Genomic DNA, 23,346 nt, shown 5'->3' on the forward strand with positions numbered 1-23,346 from the left:
GCCCGGTCAGGTTGGCGCGATGAACAGATGCAGTGTTTGAGGGACGTGTCAGAGGTTGGCTATTCCTAAGGCGCGGCAGAGTCGACATTTTATATCGGCTGCTTTCGGCCAGAAGCAGTCATCCACAAAAGGCTTCTTCCGGTCCAAAGCTGACGATAGGAATCGGCAGAAATCCGCCAAAAGTGAATGGTTTTGCAGATAGCTCGGTCTCTACTCGATGCTACTTAGCCTCAGTTCATTGCGTCGCAGCACCCGCCGGTTCTACTCCAACCACTCTATGTATCCCTTACGAACTTTCTCGTCGATCAGCTTGCGAGCTTCACGCTCTGCTTTTTCGTTGTTGTCGAAGTTTTTGATCAGGGTCTGCCCTTTGCTGCCCAGGCGCCCGAAGGTCACGGTGAGCTCACCGCCCGCCACGCCGATCTTCCAGAATTTCGCCGAACCGCCTTGTTCAAAGCGGAACTCCTGCAGGTCCGTAACGATGAGCGAGACCTCCGGTTCGGGGATGTGGACGTCGGTAATCTCCTCAACCATCGATTCCGGCTCAACCACCGCCGGGCTGTCGCCGTGCAGGGCAGCTTCGATGCGGGCGAGCAGGCCGGCGGGGTCGGCGAGCCATTGTTTGCCGGGCACGTCGATGATTTTCCAGCCAAAGCTGCGCAGTACGGTGGGTTGGAAGACGTAGCGGTCGCGCACTGAGACGGTGCTGCCATCGCGGCTGCTGTCCAGTTGAATGCCGAGCCGGTAGGCGCTAGCGGCTTCGTCGACGATGGCCAAGTCGCAGCGAAATTGCGAGCTGCCGACGTGCTCATGAACCACATGGCCTTTGGCACGCAGGGCGTTGGCCAGTGCGGTGCGTAGGGCGTCGTAAGGTGCGGCGGTGGTGAATGAGCGTTGTGCTCCGGGATTAAGGGTGCTGAGGATGCTTTGTGCGCGCACGCTTTCGCCGCGGGAGCTGGCTTCGGCGAATTGCAGGAAGGCTTTCAGCGCCGAAGCTCCGTCGTTGTGGGTGTTGGTGATGGCGTCGGCATGGATGCTGGTGACGATGGCCATACGCTGACGGGCGCGGCTAAAAATTACGTTCAGGCGTTTTTCGCCGCCACGTTGGTTGATGGGACCGAAGTTCATCAGCATTTTTCCGGTCGGGCCGGGGGCGTAGCAGATGCTCAACAAGATGATGTCGCGCTCGTCGCCTTGGACGTTTTCCAGGTTTTTCACAAACAGGCCGTTAAACTGGCCGTTGTCTTCACGCAGGTATTCGCGCTCCAGCAGCGTGGCGAATTGCGGATCTTCGGCGGCCAGGCTTTCCAGGGCGGTTTCAATTTCGGTTTGCTGGGCTTCGGAAAAGGCGACGATGCCGATACTTAACCCGGTTTCACGGTTGAGTAGTTCGCGCACGGTGCCGGCGATCACCTGGGCTTCGGCGAGGTTGCAGCGGTTTTCGTAGACGCCGTTGGCGACTTTGATAAAGCTGATCGGGCTGGCCAGCAGAGCATCGCTGGCGTATTGCGGCGCCTGCGGGTCGTTGGCGTCAAGGGCGGCGGGGCTGTCGGCGCGTTGGTTGATTTGCCGGTCGGGAATAGTAATCAGGCGACCGTCATAAAATGCCGCGTTGGAAAAGCTGATCAGCGCCTCGTGGCGACTGCGGTAGTGCCAGGCCAGCAGGGTGGCTGGTAGGTTGCGCGCGGCCTGGCTGAGCAGGCTGTCTGCGTCCAAGTTGATAGCCACCAATTCACCGTCTTCGGTGGCCAGTACCTGGTCATCTTCCTCGTCACCGCTGGTGGCGAAAAAGCTCGATGGTGGCAGCTGCATTTCATCGCCCACCACTATCACTTGCTGGGCGCGGCTCAGCGCCGGAATGGCTTCTTCGCTGGGGATCTGGCTGGCTTCGTCAAAGATCACTACATCGAACAAATCCGACTGCAGGGGCAAGGTGTCCGAAACCGACAAGGGGCTCATCAGCCAGATCGGTTTGATGTCATTGATCACCAGCCCGGTGTCGCCACTGGCCAGTTCGCGGATGGCGCGGTAACGCATGCTTTTGCCGAACTCGTGCTCCAGCTCGCGACGGCCTTTGGCGTAATTCTTTTTGAAGAGCTTGCCCTCTTCATCGAGCTGGGTGGCGGACAGCGCGGATTTCTTCACCCGCTCCAAGAAATTGCGGTGCAGGGTGGCGTCGATCACCTTGGCGTTCAGTTGCAGAATGTCGCGCTCGGCGCTGCTGACTTGGCTGACGGCGGTTGTCAGTTCGCGTTCGTCGAACTTGGCCAGTTCAGGGTCGTTACGATACAGCCGCGCCAAGGCTTCGCCAGCGATTAGCGCTTCCAGTTCCAGCAGGCTGAGTTTGTGGTGCTGCAGGGCGGCCACGTAGGCAGCGTCACTGCTGTGCAGCTCACGCAGCAGCGGTACGCAGTCGGGGAGGTCTTCCAGATCTTCTTGCAGGTCGCGCAGAAACTCGCCCAACGCGTTAAGGCTAAGGTTGACCGGGCCCAAGGTGCTCAGCAGTTGGGTTTCCAGGGCGGCAAATACTTCGGCAGCACGGGCGGCGTCTTTGCTTTGCCGGGCGGCGTCGCTGGCGCCTTCCAGCCTTTGCAGCCATAGGCGCAGCACAGGGGAATCGTTGGCAGTGTGCGCGACGCTTTCTAAGGCCTGGACAAACTGGCTGCTGTCGCTGACGCCGTATTGCGTTGCCATGGCTTTGTCGGCGGCCAGCAGCGCCGCTTGGGCTGCGTGCTCGGCAGCCAGGCTTTGCAGCAGGCTGCGGTGTTGGGGTTGCACCGCGTGTTTGCTGAAGTCGTAGCGCTTGCGCATCTCACCGCGCAGGCGCCACCACGACGGGTTAAACCAGCGCAGCACCGAGTCGCCTAGCTTGGCGTCCAGCTCCTGCGCGGCCAGGGTGTCTTGCGGGCTGAGTTTGTCGCGCCAGTTCAGGGTGTCTGGCAGGCTGTCTTGATACTGCTGGTTCAGGCTGTGCAGGGCTTTGCGTTGTTCGGCCAGAGCGCGGGCGGCGCTGGAATGTTCGTCCAGCAGGTCGAGGTGTGCGGCCAAGTTAAAGTCCAGCACATGGCGCACGGCGCGGGACAGTGTTTGGCCATCAGCCACCGAGGTGTCGCCAGTGAGCAAGCTGGTGGGTTGTTCTAGGCTGGCCTCGAGGGCTTCCAATAGTTTGGTGGCCTCACTGATAAAGGCTTTGACCTGGCCATATACCTGCTCGCTGTTCAACACCTGCGCAGATAGCCGGCTAAAAGGGTGCGCCGCAAAATAGGCCACACCAAACCTCTCGCGCAGCATGGCGTACATGCGTTCGCTGAGCTCGCGTTTTGCCTGCCAAGCCGCCCAGCTTGGTAAGCGCTCACGAACCTCTGCGCCCACCTCGTGGGTTGGTGCTGGCAGCTCGATCAAACGCTGCACCAGCTGCCGCACGCTGCTGGCCAGTGCTGCAGGCACGGCCGCCATGGCTTGGTCGAAACGCTCAATCTTCTGCAGGTGCGTGCTCATGCGCTGCAGCGCCTGGGTGCGGCGCGCCATGCTGGCGTCCCACACTTGTGGCTTGGCCACCCAGGCTTCGTAGCATTCGCGCAGGTTGCTGACGAAGGCTTTTTTGTCGGTTTGCGAGTCGTGAATCAGGCAGCAGAGCTCATCCAGGCCACTCTGTTGCAAGCGGTGAAATACCACATCCAGCGCCGCACGTTTTTCGCAGACAAACAACACCCGCAAGCCTTGCCCGGCGTAGTCGGCAATCAGGTTGGTGATGGTCTGCGATTTGCCGGTGCCGGGCGGCCCTTGAATGATGAAGTTGCGCCCGGTGCGCGCGAGGCTGACGGCGGCGTTTTGCGTGGCGTCGCCGGGCACTACGTTCCACTGCTCGGGCAGGGGGATAGCGGGCGGCACGTCCACTTCCACTTCGCGGGGCTCAATGGAAAACATCCGATCAAAACCGGCGTTGGCGGCCGGCTCATCAATCAGCTGGGCGTAGTCGCGTACCAAGGACATTTTCTTGTAGTTGAAGTTGGCCAAGGTCACTTGGGTCAGGTCGATGTCCCAGGCGTACTGGTGCCCTTGGTCTTCAGGCAGGTGGTAGGTTTTGCTTTGCTTGCTGTTTTCTTCGGCCACGGCATGACGCTGGTTCAGGCTGGCGTCAGGCAGTGCACCCACGGCACCGCGTAGCGGCGAGGCGGTGGGCCAAACCCATTTATGGAACAGCGCCAGGCCCAAGGGGCGGTAGTCGTCGCGCTCGTAGCTGAAGTCCGGGCGCCTGGCAATGGCTGATGTGCGTTGGTAGCCGCGTTTGCGCTGGAACTGTTGCAGGCGCTGCACGGCCTTCTGGTGGATCAATTCGATGGCAGGTTTGCTTTGCAGACGAACTTCCACACCGGGTTCGGTTTGGCGAATCTGCCTAGTGATATCTGCATGTACTTCGGCCAGCGAGGTGTTGCTCAGGTCGATGGTTTCCGGCAGCTGAATGTCATACAGCTGGCGCAGTTGGTGACGCAGCACAGGGTTGAATTCCGCCTGGCTTTCGTCGCACTGCAACACGTACTGGTCGCGCACGCCTTTTTTCTTCACCAGCTCAACCGGCAGCCACAGCAGCGGCGAGAGAATGCGTTCTTCCGGTGTTTCCTTGAGGTTGTGCCAGCGCATAAACGCCACCACTAAGCGCAGGTTGCTAAAACCAAACTCGGAACGGTCGCGGCGGGTTTCCTGAATCAGTTTGTCCAGCGATGCCGGTAGGTACGGCTGGTCATCGAAGCGCAACCACTTATGCAGGCTGAGTGGTTTGCCGCTCAGCACCTGTTCGGCAAAACTGCCGCCCCAGGTACACAGCTCATTGGCTTGGATACTTTCGACGTGCATCACCAGAGGAACGCTTGCAATGGTCAAATTGACGTTGGCTTGGGTGGGGCGGAAATGCAGCAGGCGGTTGCGCCGAGACAAATCAAACAGCCGGTCACGCAAATGCTCCAGCACGGCGGCGCGCCGCGAGCCGGGGCCCTTGGCGTCGGCCAGTACGCGCTCTACATCCAGCCCGGCGGGTTGATCGCGCCAGTGTTCCAGGCGTTGAATAATCGACGGCAGGTCGGTGGCGCGCTGATGGCGGTTCAGCTCGGTCATTTCGACAATTACGCTGGCCAACACCGGATTCAAACGGGCGGCGAGCAGAAACAGGTTGCGACGATGGTCGGCAAACTGATGCACGTCCTCGGCGTCTTTGAAGTTCAGTCCCAAAGACAGACAGGCCATCATCTGACCAAGTTGGAAGATATCGCTTATCTGATCGTGGTGCCCGATCAGCAATTCCCAGGATGTAAAGCCCGGCACAAACACTGGTTTTTCAATGGGAGTGAGCAGGTCGTCCTGCACCTGCAGGTTGTCCACCGCCACACCACGCTCAGAGTCGCGAGTCACGCGCACCTCGCCAATGATATTCAGCGCTGAACCCTGAGCAGGTTGCACGGCTCGCAGCCGAGCCGACGCTTGGCTCGCCGCCTGGCCGCCGGGTGCCCGCAACTGCAGCGCACCGTTCGGCCCTTGCACTACGCTGCTGGCGTCTAACGGCGCCACTAGATCGTAGGCATGCAACTGCGCCACTTGGCGCAGCAGCGGCAGCATCAGAAACAGCACATCGTCGATGGGGCGCGGGGTGTCGGGTTGCGCCGCAAGCAATTGCGCGAATGTTTGGGTGGGGGACAGGTCGTTCATTGGCTGAGGCCTCCGGCCGCACGGCGGGTCAGGTTGGTCAGCTCACGTTTGCCTAGCTTGATGTCGCGTTTAAGAATCTTCAAAAAGCCCTCCTGGCTGCCCAGCGTGTGGGCAATGCGCGCAGCCTGCTCCAGCGCCGGTTCGCGCAAATCCTCATCGGCCAAAGCCAGATCCAACAGCACGTAATGCAGGTACTCCTGCACGCTGTCGTCGAGGTGTTCGGTGGTCAGGGTGGCTAAATCCACCGGGGGAAAGTCAGCTTGCCAGTCCGGGAAAAACTGCTGCGCCTGGGTGGTGACCTTTTCTGAATGCAGCTCGGGGCATTGCAGGTAGCGGGCGATAAACCCGCGGGTGATGGTGGTCAGTGCCACTTGGCCGGGAAGATCCAGGCTGGTCAGACTTAGCGGGCCGCGCAATCGGCGTTCCAGCCAGCTGTCCAGCTGCGGGTCTTGGCGCCACCACATATCAATGGCCTGGGAGCGCAGAAACGACTCGGGGTGCGAGGTGCCTTGGGACAGTTGCCCGGCCTTTTCATCTAGCTCCAACGCCTGTTGCAGATAAGCCTCGGCGTTAACCTCGGCGATACCCGTGTGTACCTTCACCAGCATGGCGATCGCCACGGCTGAAGACTGCGCCACTAGCGCGGCGCCACGGTCGGCATATAGTTCCATATGCAGGCCATACAACCGCGCGCTCTCGGCGTAGCTGGAGCTGCTGATGTGGGCGGATGCACTGTGGTTCAGCACGCGGTCGGCAACGAGGTAATCGCTGTCATGTGACGACCACAAGCAGTAGTGCGCCAACTCATGGCCCAACAAAGCTAGCAGCTCATTCTCCTGTAGGCGTTCGAGCACCGGGCCCTGCAGCACCACATGCACCTCGCCCGGCAGGTAAAAAAGCGTGGCGTTCATGCTTTGGCCGTTGGCCTGGTACACCGTAATGGGGGCGTCGATTTGCAGGCGCTGCAGCGCTTGCTCGCACAGGGCATACAGCTGCGGATGGGTGGCGTGCGTTAGGCGGTAAGTGTCGCGCAGCAGCTGTGCGCGGACGTCATTGCTGTGCTGTTCCTGCACACTGAGCGACGAAGCCCAGGCCCACACCTCAGGCTCCATGCTCTTTAGGTATGCCACCAAATCGCGTTGGTAAGGCAGTGGGGTCAGGCCATCGATTTCCCGCAGTACTGCATTCATGCTGTTTACTTCCCTGTGCAGGGTGAGGGAGCACGACCAGGCCCCTCCCAAATGTGTCTTAGCCTAATGATTAGTTACTAGCGGCACCAGCGTGTTGGTTGACTTCATGTCGCAGTTGATCGCAGCCGGATGGGGCTGCTTGGATCGTCCCTGGCTTCCTAGACAAATCCGTCAATCGATAGGGACAAGTCATCCTGGGTCAACGTCTGATCTTGGCTGAAGGGGATAGTGAATCGCCTATACTTTTCTAGGCATTCCAAAATCGCTTGGAGCGTAAGCGTGATCGTCCTCAGATGACTGCTTCTGGCCGATTGTTGCCCTGTAGAAGGGGCTGTTACCGTCGAAACGCCGCCTTCACCGACTCTCAAACTGTCGATACTTTGACCATAAGGAGCACATGACATGGCTGTTGGTATTCCCGCAAAAAAAGCGACCTTCCGCTTTGCGCAAAAATTTAACGGCGTGGTTTCAGTGGCTTTGGGCAGTGACCGACTCTATGTTCTGTACAGCTCCGATGAGGGAACTGGTAAGCGCTTTTTCAAAGATTTCGACTTGAGCCATTACGATGGAGTCGAAAGCGATGTGCCGAGCTATCTGAATCGCGAAGCCGAAGCCCGTTGGCGCCCCATGTTTCTTGAGGACGATCTGCTTTACGTATACGGCGACGAGCCGGAGCTGATTGATGTCAGCCAATGGCAACCGAAATACAACGAGTACCAGGGCCGGGCCAATCCAAATTGGGCGCTAGACGGCCGCTTCGCCTACGACGGTACGCGGATCTACCGGGCCTTTGGCTGGAACGATTACACCAAAGGCCTGGATATCGTCGAGAGCAACAAGGTCGTGGATAACGCCGATATCGACATCCAATATTTTATGCCTTCTAGTGACTCCCTAATTTATGGCGTGCGCCTTTCAACTCCTACGTTTTGCGTGTATTCACTCAGCGAAAAAACGGTGAAGCTTGAAGTGCCTCTGCAGCACTTCGAGTTTGCCAATGGAGAGCCCAAGACTGCGGTCTCACGGGTGGGTGATCGACTCTACGTGCTGGCGGGCAACCATGTGCTGGTCATCGACCTGAACACGTTCACGGTGGCGGCCGAGTTTCCTTACTTCAATAGCGATTTTATGCAGGCCCTGCTGACTGGCTTGAAGTACAAAAACCTCGCCTTTCCACAGTTTATAAGTGCCTCACGCGAAACTCTGGTACTGAGCAATAGCGGCAGCATCGGTTATGTCGTGTGCTTGTCGACCAACAGCGGGCATGTGCTATGGGCACGTAAAAGTAATTGGGAAATGCGAGCTGTCGATACGGATGGCGACCTTGTGTTCGGACTTGAGGAACGCCGACCTCGCGCCTGGGATAAATACACCGGCGAAGAAGTTTGGCAGGCGTCTGCAGGGACCATTGCTAGCAACATCGATGTAAAAGGCAAGTGGTTGGTATTTCATCAGCCGGCAGGTGATATCCAATGCTTCACATGGAAAAAGCCCTATGTGTCAGCTCATCGCCCGAGCTAACGGATGACCGACGCGGTCTCGCCTTTGTTGAACTCGCTAACAAAGGCTGCACAAGCAAAGGAGTGCGACCTGCTTGTTCAAGTTTTTTGGCACGAAAAGGAGCTAGGGAAGGTCTGCTATTGGCCGATTCTGTTGAAAAAGTCGGTTTTGCGGCAGCTACTCAGCCAGGTGCATCTGCTTTCGAAGTGGCTGCAAGCCACTTCAAGTTGCCTTTCGGCGTTTCACTGAGCGTCCTTGCTCAGGGTTAAGGGCTAATTTGAAGGGTTTCTGCTCGTAGCAGGCGTACCTATCCCGTCAGCGGTGGCCCTTGAGGCAAAAGCTTGGCCATGCGGCGCAGGTTCTGCACCATCGCAGCCAAGGTGAATTCGTCAGTGGCACCCGTTAGGCCACGCAGTCGTAAACGGTCGAGTTTCATGATCCGTTTGAGGTGGGCGAAAAGCATCTCCACCTTCTTTCGTTCGCAGCGAGAGACGAGGTATTCCGGTGTCTTGGCGATGCGCCTGGCCACGTCGCGGGCAGCCTCATGGATGCTGCGGACGATCTTCCGATTCGGCGTGTTGGGGCAGCATTTCGCTTTCAACAGGCAGGTGGCGCAGTCGGTTTGGCTGGAGCGGTAAATGATGGTGTTGGCCTTGGTTACCCGCGATCTTTGCTGGGTGAAGGAGCGCCATTCACTGCGTAGCGGTTTGCCGGCTGGGCAGCGATATTCATTGGCGTCCTGATTCCAGTGAAAGTCGTTACTGGAGAGGCGGTCGTCCTTGCGCTCGGTCTTGTCCCACACCGGCACATGCGGCTCGATGTCCTTTTCTTCGACCATCCAGGCCAGCATCGGTGCAGTGCCATAGGCGGTATCGCCGATAAGGCGTTCCGGTGTGAGATCGAACTGCGCTTCGACACGCTCGACCATCGTCCTGGTCGAATCGACTTCGGCGGTACGGTGCGCCGGGGTAGCTTCCACGTCCATGATCACACCGTGCTCAGTGTCGATCAGATAATTCGTGGAGTAAGCAAAAAAGGCCGGGCCACCTGGCGCTGCTGTCCAACGGGATTGAGGATCTGTGAGCGAAATTTTCTTGGGAAGTGCCTCAGCCAGTGCCTCTTCATCAAGGGCTTCGAGGTACTCGCGCACGGCGCGGCTGCTGAGTGCTGGATCGCTCCAATCGACTTCATCTCCCGCTACCCCACGTTGCCGGCTGGCATCCGCCTTGATGATGCTGGCGTCGACGGCGAAACCTTCGCCCTTGACTAGGCCGGCTGCCATGCAGCGCCGCAGCACTTCATTGAACAACCAGCGAAACAGATCGCTGTCACGGAAACGGCCATGGCGATTCTTTGAGAAGGTCGAATGGTTGGGTACTTCGTCTTCCAGACCCAGCCGGCAGAACCAGCGATAGGCCAGGTTCAGGTGCACCTCTTCGCACAATCGCCGCTCGGAACGGATGCCATAGCAGTAGCCGACGACCAGCATGCGCACCATCAATTCCGGATCAATCGAGGGACGCCCGATGGGGCTATAGAAATCCGCCAGGTAGGCGCGCAGATCACTGAGATCCAGGCACTGGTCGATGCTGCGCAGTAGATGTTGGGCCGGGACGTGATCTTCCAGGTTGAACGAGTAGAACAGGCGCTGCTGTCCTCGCGGTAACTGTCCCATCATGCGGTTCGCCCCCACGCTCGCTGACAGAGCAATTTTGCCAACGGCATGGGGAGGCCGCTACTTTTTCAACAGAATCGGCCGAAAGCAGACAGTAGTCAATTGCGAAATGTAGCGTCCGCCTACCATCTCACCCTCCCCAGCCTCCTTGTACAACTTTAGTCTAATCACCGACTCTAGCCTGCCGATTAAATAAACCCACTTCCTCCTGCCCCATTCCACCGCAAAAACCTCTCAACCGCGGCCATTTACGCCACTTCACGGCCCCCTGCACCCCCTCGCAACCGGCCATCGGCGAATCTGCAGTAATGGCAAAGTAAAATTGTACAAACCAATATTATTGTATAAGATTTGCACAAGAGAGCACTCATCCCTGCTGAGCCTCCCCTTGATCCGCAGTTAGCCGTCGCAGCCCGTTTGGGCAAGAGGAGTCGAGTTCATGCAATCACAACTGAGCATTGCGCAACGTCTGGGTTTGGGCTTTGGCCTGATTTTGTCGCTGATGATTCTGATCACTCTGATCGGGGTGCAGCGAGTTGGCTTTATTGACCAGACGCTGACCGACGTCAGCGAGGGCGCCACGCTCAAGCAGCGTTACGCCATCAACTTCCGCGGCAGCGTGCATGACCGCGCCATCGCCATCCGCGATGCGGTGCTGGTGGATAACGAGGCGGCGCTTGGCAGCCAGTTGGCGGAGATCCAGCGGCTGGACAGCTTCTATCAGGAATCCGCGCGAGCGATGGACGCCCTGCTCCGTGAGCAGGCGCCAACGCCGACCGAGCAGCGCTTGCTGGCGGACATCAAGGAGATCGAGCGCACCACGCTGACGCTTACCGAACGGCTGATCGCGCAACGCCGCCAAGGCGATATCGCCGCTGCACAGGCGTTGCTGCTGAATGAGGCTTCGCCGGCTTACAGCGCGTGGCTCAAGCGCATCAACGGGTTTATCGACCATCAGGAAGAGGCGATCGGCAAGGACATTGGCGCGGTGCGGGAAACCGCCGGCGGCTTTCGTCTGCTGATTCTGCTGGTCACTGCAGCGGCGATTCTGCTGAGCGTGGGGGTGTCGCTGGTGATCATCAACAAGCTGAAATCCACCCTCGGTGCCGAGCCCCACGAAGTGGCCGAGGTGATTCATCGCCTGGCCGATGGCGAGCTCAACCAGCGCATCGTTACCCATTACCCGGACAGCGTCATGGGCGCCGTTCGGAGCATGATTGAGCACCTGGCGGAAACCATCGCCCAGGTGCGCGGCGCAGCCGGTGAGCTGACGCTGTCCTCGGACCAGTTGCTGACCACGTCGGCCAGCAACAACCAGCAGATTCGCCTGCAATCCAGCGAAGCCGAGCAGATGGCCACCGCCATCAATCAGATGGCCGCGACCGTCAACGAAGTGGCGAGCTACGCTAGCCGCGCCGCGTCGGCTACTCGTGCGGCGGACACCGAAGTGGCCACCGGCAACCGGGTGGTCAGCGAAACCGCAAGCGCCATCCAGCACCTGGCAAAAACCTTGGAAACTGCCGCCGACAGCGTGCAGCAGGTGTCCAGCGACAGCGAGAACATCGAGAAGATCATCGAGGTGATTACCGCCATCGCCGAGCAGACCAACTTGCTGGCGCTCAACGCCGCCATCGAAGCGGCCCGCGCCGGCGAACATGGCCGTGGCTTTGCCGTGGTGGCTGACGAGGTGCGTTCCCTGGCGACCCGCACCCAGGATTCCACCCGGGAAATTCGCGGCATGATTGGCAAGCTGCAGGATGGTGCTGGCAAGGCCGCCGAGGTGATGCGCAGCAGCCGCCAGCTGGCTCAGCAGACCGTCGAGCAAACCGGCCTGGCGGAAAGCGCGTTGAACAAGATTCGCACCGAGGTCACGGCCATCAACGACATGAACGCGCAAATCGCCAGCGCCTCCGACGAGCAGAGCGCGGTGGCCGAAGAGGTCAATCAGAACATCAACCGCATCCACAACGCGACCCTGGAAACCTCCGCCGGCTCGGAGCAGGTTGCCAGTTCCAGCCGCGAGCTGGCGACCCTGGCCAACCGTCTGACCGAAAAGGTCAGCTTCTTCAAACTCTGATTCGACGCAAGCCAAGCCCTGCAAGGATGGCGACGCGACGCGGGCGGGTGCTAGGTCGGCACCACGCCCGCGCCGCGCAGCAAGTGCAACAGCGCCTCGACCGACTCGTCGAGATTCTGGCTGGCGCTGTCGATCACCAGGTCGGCGTGCTGCGGGGCTTCATAGGGCGCGGAGATGCCGGTGAAGTCGGCAATCTCGCCTGCCCTGGCGCGGGCATACAGGCCCTTCACATCGCGTGCTTCGCAGGTGGCCAGATCGGCGCTGCACCACACTTCGAAGAAGCAGGTTCCGGCGCGCTGCCGCCAGTAAGCCCGCGACTGCGCCAGGGGCGCGATCAGCGCGGCAATCACCACGGCGCCGGAGTCCGCCAGCAGGCGCGCCACTTCAGCGGTGCGGCGCAGGTTCTCGCGGCGATCCGCTGCGGTAAACCCCAGGTCAGCGTTCAGGCCGGCGCGCAACGCATCGCCATCCAGCACATAGGGGCGCACGCCCAGTTGCGCCAGGCGCGCCGCAAGCGCCTGGGCCAGGGTGCTTTTGCCGGCGCCGGACAGGCCGGTGAGCAGCAGCACGGCGGTGCGCGGCTCATCGCGGTGCACAGCCTGCGGCGTGGCGGTGGACTGGTCGTTCATAGGGCGATTCCATAACCGGGACAGCGCGTTGTAGCAGCCTTTGGCCGGAACTGGCCAGCCTGGCTTATTTGCCTAGAATGAGCCGCACGGTGGCCGATAAGGGATGCGGCCGCGACTGACGAGCCCGCACGATGGTCAACCACCCCGCGTTACCCGCCTATGCCCGCCTGCCGCTGCGTTTCGCTGCCGACGCCCTGCACGCGGCGCTGCAGGCGATCCCCGCTGACGCCTGGCGCGCGCACTTCAACCTCGACTATTACAGCGGCGACTGGAGCGGCGTCGCCCTGCTCGCCCCGGCCAGCGCCAACGACCCGCTGGCGGCCGCCCATGGCAGCGGCGAGGACGAGGCGCAGGCAACCGCCCGTTGCAGCGCACCCTGGCTGCAAGTGCTCGCGCATATTCCCATGCGCATCAGCAGCGCACGGCTGTTGCGCCTCGGCGCTGGCGCGCGCATCCGCGAGCATTGCGACCCCGACCTGGGCGACCCGAACGGCGACGTGCGCCTGCATGTGCCGATCCTCAGCCACCCCGCCGTCGAGTTCATGCTCGATGGTCAGGTGATTCCGATGGCGGTCGGCGAATGCTGGTTTCTCGACCTGTCGCGGCCGCACCGGGTGGAAAATCGCAGCGAGCACGCGCGCATCCATCTGGTGATCGATGCGCGCCGCAACGACTGGCTGCGGGCGCAGATCGACGTCGGCCTGGCCGACACGCCGCCCGCCCGGATGGCCCGCTCGACCCTGGCATTTCAGGCATTTCGCCAGCGCGTGCACGCCGATGCGCAGCTGGCCGAGCCGCTTATGCGCCTCAGCGATGCACGCCAGTTCGCCGAATGCGCGGTAAGCCTCGGCGCCCAGCTCGACCTGCACTTCGCCATCGAGGATGTGCAGGCCGCCATGCGCCAGGGGCGCGCCGACTGGAGCGAACAATGGACGGTGCGATGAACGACGACATGCAGCAATGGCTGCCGATCCGCGTCTGGCGCGTTGACGGCGAATGGCGGGTGGACTGGTGCTGGTTCGGCGATACGCCCCTGCGCGAGCCGTTCTACCGCGACAGCGTGCAGAAGGCCCTGCGCCTGCCGTTCAACCAGGCGATGCGCCGCAACACGTCCATCGACGCCCTGCGCGACTGCCAGCAGAACCACCCCGCCCTCGCGCCGCAGATGTTTATCCACCACGCCTCGCGCTGCGGCTCGACCCTGATGGCGCAGCTGCTGGCCGGCATCGACCGCTACAGCGTGTTCTCCGAACCACCACCGCTGGACAGCCTGCTACGCGCCCACCTGCTCGATGACGCAGCGGCCGCGCAGCAAGCCGACTGGGTGCGCGGCCTGCTCCATGCATTCGGCCAGCCCAGGCGCGGCACGGAAGAAAGCCTGATCATCAAGCTGGATGCCTGGAACATCTTCGAGGCGGACTTTCTCCACGCGCTCTACCCGCACACACCCTGGCTGTTTCTTTACCGCGACCCGCTGGAAATCGTTGTCTCCCAGGTGCGCCAACCCGGCGTGCACATGGTGCCCGGCATGCTCGGGCCGTCGGCGCTGGCCTTCACCGCTGAACAGATCGCGCAGATGTCGCCCGTGGAATTCGCCGTGCGCAGCATCGGCCGCATTCTCCAGCAAGGTCTGGAGCAATGCCGGCAGAATGGCGGCGTGCTGGTGAATTACCGGGAATTGCCGGGCGCGGTCTGGGATCGCCTCGGGCCGATTTTCGGCATACGCCAATCGGAGGTGGCGCAGCTGGAGCGGATCGCCGGCTTCAATGCCAAGCAGCCGAGCATGGACTTCACCCCTGACAGCGCGCGCAAACGCGAAGCCGCCAGCGCGGACGTTCATGCTGCCGTCGAACGCTGGGCCCGTGAACCTTACGAGGCGCTGGAGCAGCTGCGCCTGGCGTCCATCGTCAGCGGGCGCGTGCAGGTGCCGAAGGCTTCTGCAACGGGTTGAAATCTTTACTCGACATTTAGCCGCAGCATTCGCCAAGCGGCTCGGCTAAGTTACCCGCCTGTTTTTCACGAGATGGTGCGATGGACTCGATCACTCAGGCGGTGCTGGGCGCCAGCATTCAAGGCGCATTGCTCGGCCGCTGGCAGGGCCGCAAGGCATTGGTATATGGCGCGATGCTCGGCACGCTGCCCGATCTGGACGTGATGATCGACTACGGCGACGCCGTGGCGGACATGACCTACCACCGTGGCTTCAGCCACTCGCTGTTCGTACTTACGGGCCTCGCCCTGGTGCTGGCGTGGTTATGTCGACGTTTTCGCAACAACCCTGGTTATTCCTCGCAGCGCCTGTTCATCACCTTGTGGCTGGTGTTGATCACCCACCCGCTGCTCGATTCCTTCACCAGCTACGGCACCCAGCTGTTCTGGCCGCTGATGCCGACGCCTACCGCCTGGTCGAGCATTTTCATCATCGACCCGATTTACACGCTGCCGCTGCTGTTTGCCGTGATTGCCGGGCTGCTGTTCGGCCTGCGAGGCAAGCCGGCGAAGATGCCGGCACTGGCGCTGGCCTTCTCGACCCTGTACCTGGGCTTTACCCTGACCGGCAAGTTGATGGCCGAGCAACGGGTGGAAGCACAACTGGCAAGCCAGGGGATCGAGGCCGAGGCCATCTTCAGCACGCCGACGCCGTTCAACAGCCTGCTCTGGCGGGTGATCGTGCTGGACGGCGAGAGTTACCACGAAAGCCTGGTCGGCTGGTTCGATCGCCAGCCGCCGCAGCTCAGCCGCATCTCGCGTGGCACTGCGCTGGCCGACGCGCTGCAGGGTTCGCCGGCCCACGCGCGGCTCGCCTGGTTCACCAATGGCCTGCTGCGTTACGACCGTATCGGCGACCACCTGGTGGTGACTGATATCCGCCTGGGCATGACCGGCTTTCACCCGTTCCGCTTCGACTTCGCCCAGTGGCAGAACGGCCAGTGGCAGCTGCAACGCGATATCGAGATGTGGCCGGAGCAACGCGGTGACTGGCAACGGCTGGGCTTGTTGTGGTCGCGCATCTGGCAACCGCACATCGAAGTGCCGCTGGCCGCCTGGGCCAGTGAGCTTGAACGGCCGGTACCAGACAACCTCGACTAGCCACCTGCATTGCGACGACGGACGCATTGGCTGATCGCGCCGCCGCGCATCGCTGGTGGCGCTCAGCTCCGTGTAGAGCGCTCGCTAGGTGCGGAACTCGCGCACCAGCCCCTGCAATTCCACCCCCAGGCGCGCCAGCTCGGCGCTGGAAGCAGCGGTCTGTTCGCTGGCACTGGCGCTTTGTTCGCCGATATCACGAACCCGCGTCACGCTTTCGCTGATGGTTTCCGCCACGGCGCTCTGCTCTTCCGCAGCCGCGGCGATCTGCTGGTTCATCTGCTCGATGGTGCTCACCGCCAGGGTGATGCGCCCCAGGGCGTGGCCCGCTTCGCCAGCCAGGTCGACGGTGCGCTGGGTCAGGCTGCGGCTGCTTTCCATCTTGCTGACCGCGCCTTGCGCCATGCGCTGCAGGCCGGCGATCAGCTTCTCGATTTCCTGGGTCGATTCCTGGGCGCGTTTGGCCAGGGCGCGAACCTCATCGGCCACCACCGCGAAGCCACGGCCCTGCTCGCCGGCACGGGCCGCCTCGATGGCCGCGTTGAGCGCCAGCAGGTTGGTCTGCTCGGCGACGCTGCGAATCACTTCCAGCACGCTGCCGATGCGCGCGCTTTCCTGATTCAGCGCCTGGATCGCCTCGGCCGATTGTTCGACCTCGGTGGCCAGGTCGCCAATCTGGCCGATGGCCTGCTGCACCACCTGGTTGCCCTGCTGGGCTTCCTGATCGGCAGCCCGCGCGGCCTGGGACGCCTGTTCAGCGTTCTGCGCGACCTCCTGCACGGTCGCCGCCATTTCATGCATGGCGGTGGCGGTTTGTTCGGTTTCCATCTTCTGGTTCTGCACGCCGGCGCTGGTCTGTGCGGTGATCGCCGACAACTGCTCGGCGGCGGCGGCGATCTGGCTGACCCCGCCGCCAATGCGCCCGACCAGGGTACGCAGACTGACCGTCATGCCCTGCATGGCGCTCATCAGTTGACCCAGCTCATCGGTGCGACCGAGCGGCAGGTCCTGGCTCAAGTCACCCTCGGCAATGCGCTGGGCGAAGGCGACGGTCTGACGCAACGGCACCACGATCAAGCGGGAAATTAGCAGCGCGGCAAGCAGACCGAGCACCACGGCCAGAATGCCCATGCCGCCGAGCATGATTCTGGTGCGCTCGCTGGCCGCGCGCATGTCCTCTTCGGCGCCCGCCTTGGCCGCATCGGCCAGGCCGAGGGCGGCGCGGGCGCGTTCGATCATCGCCTTTTCGGTGGCTAGGCGCTGCTCGCGCACCTGCTGGTAGTAGCCGAACGAGCGCTGGTAGAGGGTCAGGGATTGCAACGCCGTTTCGATCGCGGCCTTCTGCTCATCGCTCAGCCAGACCATCACGCTGGTGGCGACGGTTTGCAGGTCTTCGCTGATGTAGTTCCACTCTTCCAAGGCTTCGGCGGAGCTGTCGATGATGTAGCGGCTTTCATGCCCGCGCAGGTCGAGCATGCGCTTGCTCAGCCCCGATGCGGTCTCTGCCAGGGTCAGCGGATCGCTGCCACGCAGGTTGTCGCCCTGCAGGCGCAGCTCGCGCACGGCGTCGTACATGTCCAGCTCGATCACCTCGAACTGTTCGCGGGTTTGCACGGCGGCATCACCCATGTCCTTGCGCGCTTCGCTCGACTTGGCCTGCAGCTCGACGTAGCTGTCGAACTGGCCCAGGTAGTCGGTCACGGCCTGGCTCATGGTCTGCAGGCGCTTGGCTTCTTCCGCCGACGCGCCCGCGGTCAGCTCGCCGAGCAGTTGCTGCGCCTTCGCCAGGCTGTCGCGCACCTCCTGTGCGCTCTGCGGGGTCTGCTCCACGGCGAAGTTGCGTTCCAGGCGGCGCGCCTGCGAGATTTCGATATTCAGCGCGGCCAACTGGCCAGCTTGGTCATGCCCCTGCAGCACGGTCTGCAGCGCCAGCAGGCCGATGGCCGTCATCGCGACCGTGAGCAACAGCACCAGGCCGAAACCACAGAACAGCTTTTTACTGACGGACAGATTGGTGAACAGGCGAGCGGCTGAGGGCAGCATAGGCAGACTCCATTTTTATTATTCAGCACGCCGGGCGCATCCCCGCGACAACGCTGACGGCCTATCGAAGTGACCGCGCCTTGCCTGAGCAACCCCTGTGCCAGCTAGCGAAGACGACGGTTGTGCCGCATGCCGCAACCCTGCGGCGGGCTGGCTTCTGGCCAGGTGAGACTGGCATACAGCTGCGGCGCTTACGGCGGTATCGAGATGGCTATCGGCATCTTTCCGCCGATCTGTAGGGCAAAGCGGCGGTTTAACGCCAATAAAAAAGGCGCACGCTTCACGCCGTACGCCCTTTTCCGTCGCCAGCCGGCCGGCTTACTGCGCGTCGGGCTGCACCTCTGGCGCTGCCTGCTGAAACGCAGCCAGGCTGTCACAACGCTCGGCCATCGCCAGCAACCGCGGATAGGCCGCAAGATCACAATTGAAACGGCGGGCGTTGTACAACTGCGGAATCAGGTAGGCTTCCAGATAGCCCGGCCGTTCGCCGAGCGACAGGCGACCGTCGAAGACGCTCAGGCCCTGCTCCACGGCGGTCAGCCCGCTGTGCACCCAATGCTGATACCAGGCGTTTTTCGCCTGCTCGCCCAGGTTCAGCTCAGTAGACAGGTATTGCAGCACGCGCAGGTTGTTCAGCGGGTGCACGTCGCAGGCGATATGCAGCGCCAGCGCCCGTACCCGCGCGCGTTGCAGCGGATCGGCGGGCAGCAATGCGGGTGTCGGATGAACCTCCTCCAGGTACTCGAGAATCGCCAGGGACTGCGCAATGCGTGCGTCGCCATTGCCTTCATCCACCAGCAGCGGCACCAGTTGCTGCGGGTTGAGCGCCCGGTAATCAGCCGAGCGTTGCTGACCGCCGTCCTTGACCAGGTGCACGGGCACCTGCTGATAAGGCAGCCCCTTGAGGTTGAGGGCGATGCGCACCCGGTAGGCGGCGCTGGAGCGCCAGTAGGAATAGAGTTTCAACATGCCGAACATCCTGTGGCTGTGGGGTGGATGTAGAAAGCGACATCCACCCTACCCCTCATATTTTTCCACCACCTGGTCGATAGCGCCGAACAGGCTATGCCCGGCGGCATCGAACATCTCAATGCGCACCCGGTCGCCGAATGCCAGGAACGGTGTTTTCGCCTCGCCGTCGGCGATTACTTCAAGCATGCGTTTCTCGGCCAGGCAGGATGAGCCGGCACTGCGGTCGTAGTTGGATACCGTGCCGGAACCGATGATGGTGCCGGTGCACAGCGGCCGGGTCTTGGCTGCGTGTGCCACCAGGGTCGGGAAGTTGAAGGTCATGTCAACGCCGGCATTCGGCTGGCCGAACAGCGCGCCGTTGATATGCGACACCAGTGGCCGGTGCACCTTGCCGTCCTTCCAGCTGTCGCCCAGTTCATCCGGGGTGATCGCCACCGGGGAGAAACTCGACGACGGCTTGCTCTGGTAAAAGCCGAAGCCCTTGGCCAGTTCGCCCGGTATCAGGTTGCGCAGCGACACGTCGTTGACCAGCATCAGCAACTGGATATGGCCAGCCGCTTCGGCCGCCGTCACGCCCATCGGCACGTCGTCGGTGATCACCGCGATCTCGGCTTCCAGGTCGATGCCCCAGGCTTCGTCCGCCATGAGGATGGGACTGTGCGGCGGAATGAAACTGTCAGCGCCACCCTGGTACATCAGCGGGTCGTGCCAGAAGCTTTCCGGGATTTCCGCGCCGCGCGCCTTGCGCACCAGTTCAACGTGGTTGACGTAGGCGCTGCCATCGGCCCAGTGATAGGCCCGGGGCAACGGGCTGTGGCAGTCGGCCTGATAGAAGACGAATGCGTCTTCGCAGAGGCCGTCATTCAAGCGCTGGTACATGGCTTCCAGGTGCGGACGCTTGATCGCCCAGTCGTCCAGCGCGACCTGCAGGGTGGCAGCGATCTGCGGGACCTTCACCGCGCGACTAAGGTCACGGGAAACCACGACCAGCACGCCATCACGGCCTTGATTCAATGTTGCGAGTTTCATGCTCTAGCCTCGTAGGGTGTGCGATGCGCACTCAAATCCGTAGGGTGTGCGGGGCCGCCCAGGCAATGCGCACCAAAGCTGTTCTTCAAGGTAGCGGTCCACCCGACCTGGCCGGCCCCGCCCCCTACTTCACTTATCTTTGCCCGGCGCCCGCCAGGAGTTCACGTATTCGGGCACATCCACCGCAGCCGCGGCGTCGCCAACTTCCAGGCCGCGACGGGTATCGATCATCACCGCCACTTCCTCGACAAAGGTCGCCGGGCTTTCCTGGCTCTTTTTCAGCGCTTTGGGATGGGGCCCGTGGGGGAAGCCGCACGGGTGCAGCGTGACCATGCCGGCCTCGATATTGTCGCGGCTGAAGAAGTTGCCGCGGTGGTAGAACAGCACTTCGTCGTAGTCGTCATTGTTGTGATAGAACGGCACTTTCAGCGCGCCAGGGTCGCTTTCCACCGGGCGCGGCGTGAAGGTGCAGATCACAAAGCCGTTGGCCACGAAGGTGGTGTGCGCCGACGGCGGCAGGTGGTAGCGGTGACTCATCAGCGGGCGGATGTCGCGCCAGTTGAGCCGTACCACGGTGTTGTCGCCGTGCCAGCCGACCACATCCAGCGGGTTGTACGGGTAAGTCACGGTGCTGATCTGGTTGCGCCGCTTGATGCGGATCTGCCAGGTGTTTTCATCCTGCTGGGCCTTGAAGGCGTCGTCCAGGCGCGGATGATCGAGCACCGCCGCATCGAAAATCGCCTGAGGGCCGAGCAAGCCCTTGTCCGGCAGCTGGTAGGCGCCGTCAGTGTTCTCGATCAACAACATGAAGGTCGGCTGGGTCGCCTCGATGCGCCAGGCGGTGCCGCGCGGAATCACCAGGTAATCGCCATCGCGGTACTCCAGGTGGCCGAAGTCGCAGTAAAAGTGCCCGGCCCCGTCATGGATGAACAACAGGTCGTCGCCATCGGCGTTGCGCACCAGATGACGCATGGCGCCATTGGTTTTCCATACGCGCAATTTGATGTCGGCGTTATGCAGCGTCAGTGGCGCTTCCAGCGGGCAGTCGCGCTCGCTGGCGATCTGGTTGAAGTCGAACGCATGCGGGCGCAGCGGCCCTTGCCAATCGACCCAGCCAGTCGGCGGGTGCTTGTGGTGCAGGTGGGCGGTCGGGCCAAAAAAGCCTTCGCGGCCCATTTCTCGCTCATAGGTGCCCTCGGGAAAATCGCAGTGCGCCTGACGCGAGCACTCGCCTTCACGCAGGGGGAAGCTGATCCATTTGCGACTCATAACGAGACTCCCTGTAGGGTGTCGCGGGGCCGACCAGGCCGTGCGCACCGGATAACATGCTGGCGCGCACGGCGTACCCTACGCACTTGCGGCATCACTGCTCGGCCTTGATCACGCCACGCTTGATCTGGTCTTCTTCGATGGACTCGAACAGGGCCTTGAAGTTGCCCTCGCCAAAACCCTGGTTGCCCTTGCGCTGGATGATCTCGAAGAAGATCGGGCCGATCACCGTGTTGGTGAATATTTGCAGCAGGATGCCGTCATCGCCCGGCGCGCCGTCGATCAGAATGTTCAGGTCACGCAGCACATCGGTTGGTTCGCCATGGCCGGCCACGCGGGTGTCGACCTTGTCGTAATAGGTGCCGGGGGTGACCATGAACTGCACGCCATTGGCACGCAGCTGACGCACGGTGGCGTAGATGTCGTCGGTGCTCAGGGCGATATGCTGGATGCCCTCACCCTGGTATTCGCGGATGAATTCTTCGATCTGCGACTTGTCATCGGCCGACTCGTTGATCGGGATGCGGATCTTGCTGCACGGCGCGGTCATCGCCCGCGACAACAGGCCGGTGAGCTTGCCTTCGATGTCGAAATAGCGAATCTCGCGGAAACCGGCGATGCGCTCATAGAAGCCGGACCACACATCCATCTGCCCGCGCTTGACGTTGTGGGTCAGGTGATCGAGTTCTTTCAGGCCGACCGCGTTGTCATTTGGTGTGCGGCCTTCGATGTATTCGAAGTCGACGTCATAGATGCTCTTGTCGCCGTAGCGATCCACCAGATAGAGCAAGGAACCGCCGATGCCTTCAACGCAGGGAATGTTCAGCTCGCCGAAATTGGCGTGGCTGCCCACCAGGGTGGCGCCCTGGGATTCGACATAGGCTGCCGCCTGAGCCGCATTCTTGACCCGGAACGCCATGGCGCAGGCGCTCGGCCCATGCTTCAGGCCAAACTCGCGCACATGCCCGGTGGGGCTGCCATTGAGCACGAAGTTGATGTCGTTCTGCTGGAACAGCCAGACTTCCTTGGAGCGATGCTTGGCGGTTTCGGTAAAGCCCATGGCCGTGAACAGCTGGCGCAACTGCTGGATGCCTTCGGGCGTCGGTGCGGTGTATTCGACGAACTCGAAACCGTCGGTACCGATGGGGTTGTGCTGTTCGATCTTGTTCACGGCGTTCATTGCGCCTCCTGTTGTTGTCGTGGCGTAGTTGTCATGGCGTGGTTGCCTTCGCGTAGTTGTCACGGCGAGCAGCCTGAATAACCCCATCACAACTGAGCGAAGCCGACCTCACAAGCGGCCACGAGCCAAGGAAATGCCCGCCGCCACACGACCAGTGGCAATAAAACCTTACAGTCACGACGACAGCCCTCGAGGCGACGATCGCACGGTGAAACCCTTGCCATAGCGTAACGCTAGCTTTACAGCGCGGCCCGATAGCCTGCCAGGTCCGCTCGACTCAAGTCAGCTTGCAGCTCGGCAAACGCCCTCGAACACTAAAAGTCCCGGTATGCATCGATGGCCTGTGCCACTCTCTATCTAGGCAATCAAACTCTGATAGCCTAATGCCATTAATTGAATCAGCGCCCAGGAAGTATCGCCATGAGTACCGAAAGCCCCGAGGCCAGCACCGAGGTGCTGAGCGACGAACAACGGATTGCGGCCCTGGAAAAAAGCCACAAGCTCGACCGCATCATGCTGTTCGGCCTGGCAGTCGTGGCGGTCATCGTGCTCGCGAGCTGGATCACTGCGGGCTTGATGGACCTGTTTGACGACGACCAGAGCTATGTCACCCCCGAGCAGTTCGAAACGCTGCAGAGCAAGGCCCTGAGCCTGGAAAAGCAGCTGACCCAGCTGGAACAGACCCTCGGCGAACAGCAGGAACTGCTCACCGCTTTGCAGGACCGCAAGCCGCAGGCCGCGCCGGTCACCAGCGATAACGGCGTGCTGACCCAGCAGGTGGCGAAGACCCTGCTCAGCCAGGAACTCAGCTATCAGGAAAGCCTGACCGCACTGAAGGCCGGCATGCGCGACCTGGCGGGGATGATTTCCGGCTCGCGCAGCTGGCTGGACGATTACCACGAAGCACTCGACAAAACTCTGGCGGAAAGCCGGGCACGGGCGAAAAAACTCGAACAATGGGCCTCCGGCAAAAGCACGACGCCCTGACGCTCGCC

General features: G+C 61.6%; 15 protein-coding genes and 2 pseudogenes. 7 read left to right on the plus strand and 10 right to left on the minus strand.

Annotation, left to right across the window (positions count from 1 at the left end):
* Nucleotides 1-261: 261 nt before the first annotated feature.
* Both ACX0MV_RS09710 and ACX0MV_RS09715 read right to left on the minus strand, forming a co-directional pair.
* Nucleotides 262-5,700 carry an AAA domain-containing protein gene (locus tag ACX0MV_RS09710; protein ID WP_458982286.1) on the minus strand — a complete coding sequence of 1,813 codons (5,439 nt, stop codon included), beginning with the start codon at nt 5,698-5,700 and terminating at the stop codon, nt 262-264.
* On the minus strand, nt 5,697-6,890 hold the full coding sequence (locus tag ACX0MV_RS09715) for a M48 family metalloprotease (protein WP_458982287.1): 1,194 nt from the start codon (nt 6,888-6,890) through the stop codon (nt 5,697-5,699). Before ACX0MV_RS09715 ends, ACX0MV_RS09710 begins: the two co-directional genes overlap by 4 nt.
* Before the next feature lie 402 nt (nt 6,891-7,292).
* Here ACX0MV_RS09715 and ACX0MV_RS09720 point away from each other — a divergent pair, with 402 nt between their 5' ends.
* On the plus strand, nt 7,293-8,411 hold the full coding sequence (locus ACX0MV_RS09720) for a hypothetical protein (RefSeq protein ID WP_458982288.1): 1,119 nt from the start codon (nt 7,293-7,295) through the stop codon (nt 8,409-8,411).
* A gap of 286 nt (nt 8,412-8,697) precedes the next feature.
* On the opposite strand, the gene ACX0MV_RS09725 is transcribed toward ACX0MV_RS09720, so the two are convergent.
* Entirely contained in the window at nt 8,698-10,068 is a 1,371-nt protein-coding gene (locus ACX0MV_RS09725) for an IS1182-like element ISCfr1 family transposase (RefSeq protein ID WP_458982289.1), read from the minus strand.
* A 436-nt stretch (nt 10,069-10,504) separates the two neighbouring features.
* Here ACX0MV_RS09725 and ACX0MV_RS09730 point away from each other — a divergent pair.
* Together ACX0MV_RS09730 and ACX0MV_RS09735 are read left to right on the plus strand one after the other, a co-directional pair.
* Nucleotides 10,505-11,017 (plus strand): annotated as a pseudogene (locus tag ACX0MV_RS09730) (MCP four helix bundle domain-containing protein); the annotation flags it as partial.
* A gap of 420 nt (nt 11,018-11,437) precedes the next feature.
* Nucleotides 11,438-12,142 (plus strand): methyl-accepting chemotaxis protein, encoded by a 705-nt coding sequence (locus ACX0MV_RS09735; protein WP_458982353.1) that lies wholly within the window; start codon nt 11,438-11,440, stop codon nt 12,140-12,142.
* Nucleotides 12,143-12,192: 50 nt separating this feature from the next.
* Here the strand turns inward: ACX0MV_RS09735 and cysC are convergent, their stop codons facing one another.
* Nucleotides 12,193-12,771, minus strand: coding sequence for an adenylyl-sulfate kinase (gene cysC, locus ACX0MV_RS09740; RefSeq protein WP_458982290.1), 579 nt, complete (start codon nt 12,769-12,771; stop codon nt 12,193-12,195).
* 131 nt (nt 12,772-12,902) lie between these two features.
* Here cysC and ACX0MV_RS09745 point away from each other — a divergent pair, with 131 nt between their 5' ends.
* The 3 genes from ACX0MV_RS09745 (at nt 12,903) to ACX0MV_RS09755 (ending at nt 15,861) form a co-directional block, all read left to right on the plus strand.
* Complete coding sequence (locus ACX0MV_RS09745) at nt 12,903-13,715, plus strand: aspartyl/asparaginyl beta-hydroxylase domain-containing protein (RefSeq protein WP_458982291.1); 813 nt, start codon at nt 12,903-12,905, stop codon at nt 13,713-13,715.
* Complete coding sequence (locus ACX0MV_RS09750; protein ID WP_458982292.1) at nt 13,700-14,722, plus strand: sulfotransferase family protein; 1,023 nt, start codon at nt 13,700-13,702, stop codon at nt 14,720-14,722. Before ACX0MV_RS09745 ends, ACX0MV_RS09750 begins: the two co-directional genes overlap by 16 nt.
* 80 nt (nt 14,723-14,802) lie before the next feature.
* Nucleotides 14,803-15,861, plus strand: a complete 1,059-nt coding sequence (locus tag ACX0MV_RS09755) for a metal-dependent hydrolase (protein ID WP_458982293.1) — start codon at nt 14,803-14,805, stop codon at nt 15,859-15,861.
* A gap of 84 nt (nt 15,862-15,945) precedes the next feature.
* On the opposite strand, the gene ACX0MV_RS09760 is transcribed toward ACX0MV_RS09755, so the two are convergent.
* The 6 genes and pseudogenes from ACX0MV_RS09760 to hppD form a co-directional block, all read right to left on the minus strand.
* Nucleotides 15,946-16,827, minus strand: a complete 882-nt coding sequence (locus ACX0MV_RS09760) for a methyl-accepting chemotaxis protein (RefSeq protein WP_458982354.1) — start codon at nt 16,825-16,827, stop codon at nt 15,946-15,948.
* Nucleotides 16,804-17,901: pseudogene (locus tag ACX0MV_RS09765) on the minus strand (HAMP domain-containing protein); the annotation flags it as partial. The pseudogene ACX0MV_RS09765 and the gene ACX0MV_RS09760, both read right to left, overlap by 24 nt.
* Before the next feature lie 318 nt (nt 17,902-18,219).
* Nucleotides 18,220-18,870, minus strand: coding sequence for a maleylacetoacetate isomerase (maiA, locus tag ACX0MV_RS09770; protein WP_458982294.1), 651 nt, complete (start codon nt 18,868-18,870; stop codon nt 18,220-18,222).
* A gap of 48 nt (nt 18,871-18,918) precedes the next feature.
* Nucleotides 18,919-19,902: a fumarylacetoacetate hydrolase family protein gene (locus ACX0MV_RS09775; RefSeq protein ID WP_458982295.1), complete on the minus strand. Its 984-nt coding sequence runs from the start codon at nt 19,900-19,902 to the stop codon at nt 18,919-18,921.
* Nucleotides 19,903-20,031: 129 nt separating this feature from the next.
* A complete protein-coding gene (locus ACX0MV_RS09780; protein ID WP_458982296.1) occupies nt 20,032-21,171 on the minus strand; it encodes a homogentisate 1,2-dioxygenase in 1,140 nt (379 codons plus the stop codon).
* Nucleotides 21,172-21,265: 94 nt separating this feature from the next.
* On the minus strand, nt 21,266-22,351 hold the full coding sequence (gene hppD, locus ACX0MV_RS09785; RefSeq protein WP_458982297.1) for a 4-hydroxyphenylpyruvate dioxygenase: 1,086 nt from the start codon (nt 22,349-22,351) through the stop codon (nt 21,266-21,268).
* A gap of 420 nt (nt 22,352-22,771) precedes the next feature.
* Between hppD and ACX0MV_RS09790 the strand changes: the two genes are divergently transcribed.
* Nucleotides 22,772-23,338: a hypothetical protein gene (locus ACX0MV_RS09790; RefSeq protein ID WP_458982298.1), complete on the plus strand. Its 567-nt coding sequence runs from the start codon at nt 22,772-22,774 to the stop codon at nt 23,336-23,338.
* Nucleotides 23,339-23,346 lie beyond the last annotated feature (8 nt).

The organism is Pseudomonas cistanchae, from assembly GCF_054483635.1.

Coding starts and splice junctions, on each gene's coding strand:
- ACX0MV_RS09780 (WP_458982296.1), bottom strand. CDS start 21,171: ATGAGTCGCAAATGGATCAGCTTCCCCCTGCGTGAAGGCGAGTGCTCG.
- ACX0MV_RS09750 (WP_458982292.1), top strand. CDS start 13,700: ATGGACGGTGCGATGAACGACGACATGCAGCAATGGCTGCCGATCCGC.
- ACX0MV_RS09735 (WP_458982353.1), top strand. CDS start 11,438: ATGGCCGCGACCGTCAACGAAGTGGCGAGCTACGCTAGCCGCGCCGCG.
- ACX0MV_RS09790 (WP_458982298.1), top strand. CDS start 22,772: ATGAGTACCGAAAGCCCCGAGGCCAGCACCGAGGTGCTGAGCGACGAA.
- ACX0MV_RS09715 (WP_458982287.1), bottom strand. CDS start 6,890: ATGAATGCAGTACTGCGGGAAATCGATGGCCTGACCCCACTGCCTTAC.
- ACX0MV_RS09775 (WP_458982295.1), bottom strand. CDS start 19,902: ATGAAACTCGCAACATTGAATCAAGGCCGTGATGGCGTGCTGGTCGTG.
- maiA (WP_458982294.1), bottom strand. CDS start 18,870: ATGTTGAAACTCTATTCCTACTGGCGCTCCAGCGCCGCCTACCGGGTG.
- ACX0MV_RS09755 (WP_458982293.1), top strand. CDS start 14,803: ATGGACTCGATCACTCAGGCGGTGCTGGGCGCCAGCATTCAAGGCGCA.
- cysC (WP_458982290.1), bottom strand. CDS start 12,771: ATGAACGACCAGTCCACCGCCACGCCGCAGGCTGTGCACCGCGATGAG.
- ACX0MV_RS09720 (WP_458982288.1), top strand. CDS start 7,293: ATGGCTGTTGGTATTCCCGCAAAAAAAGCGACCTTCCGCTTTGCGCAA.
- ACX0MV_RS09745 (WP_458982291.1), top strand. CDS start 12,903: ATGGTCAACCACCCCGCGTTACCCGCCTATGCCCGCCTGCCGCTGCGT.
- ACX0MV_RS09760 (WP_458982354.1), bottom strand. CDS start 16,827: ATGAGCGCCATGCAGGGCATGACGGTCAGTCTGCGTACCCTGGTCGGG.
- ACX0MV_RS09710 (WP_458982286.1), bottom strand. CDS start 5,700: ATGAACGACCTGTCCCCCACCCAAACATTCGCGCAATTGCTTGCGGCG.
- hppD (WP_458982297.1), bottom strand. CDS start 22,351: ATGAACGCCGTGAACAAGATCGAACAGCACAACCCCATCGGTACCGAC.
- ACX0MV_RS09725 (WP_458982289.1), bottom strand. CDS start 10,068: ATGATGGGACAGTTACCGCGAGGACAGCAGCGCCTGTTCTACTCGTTC.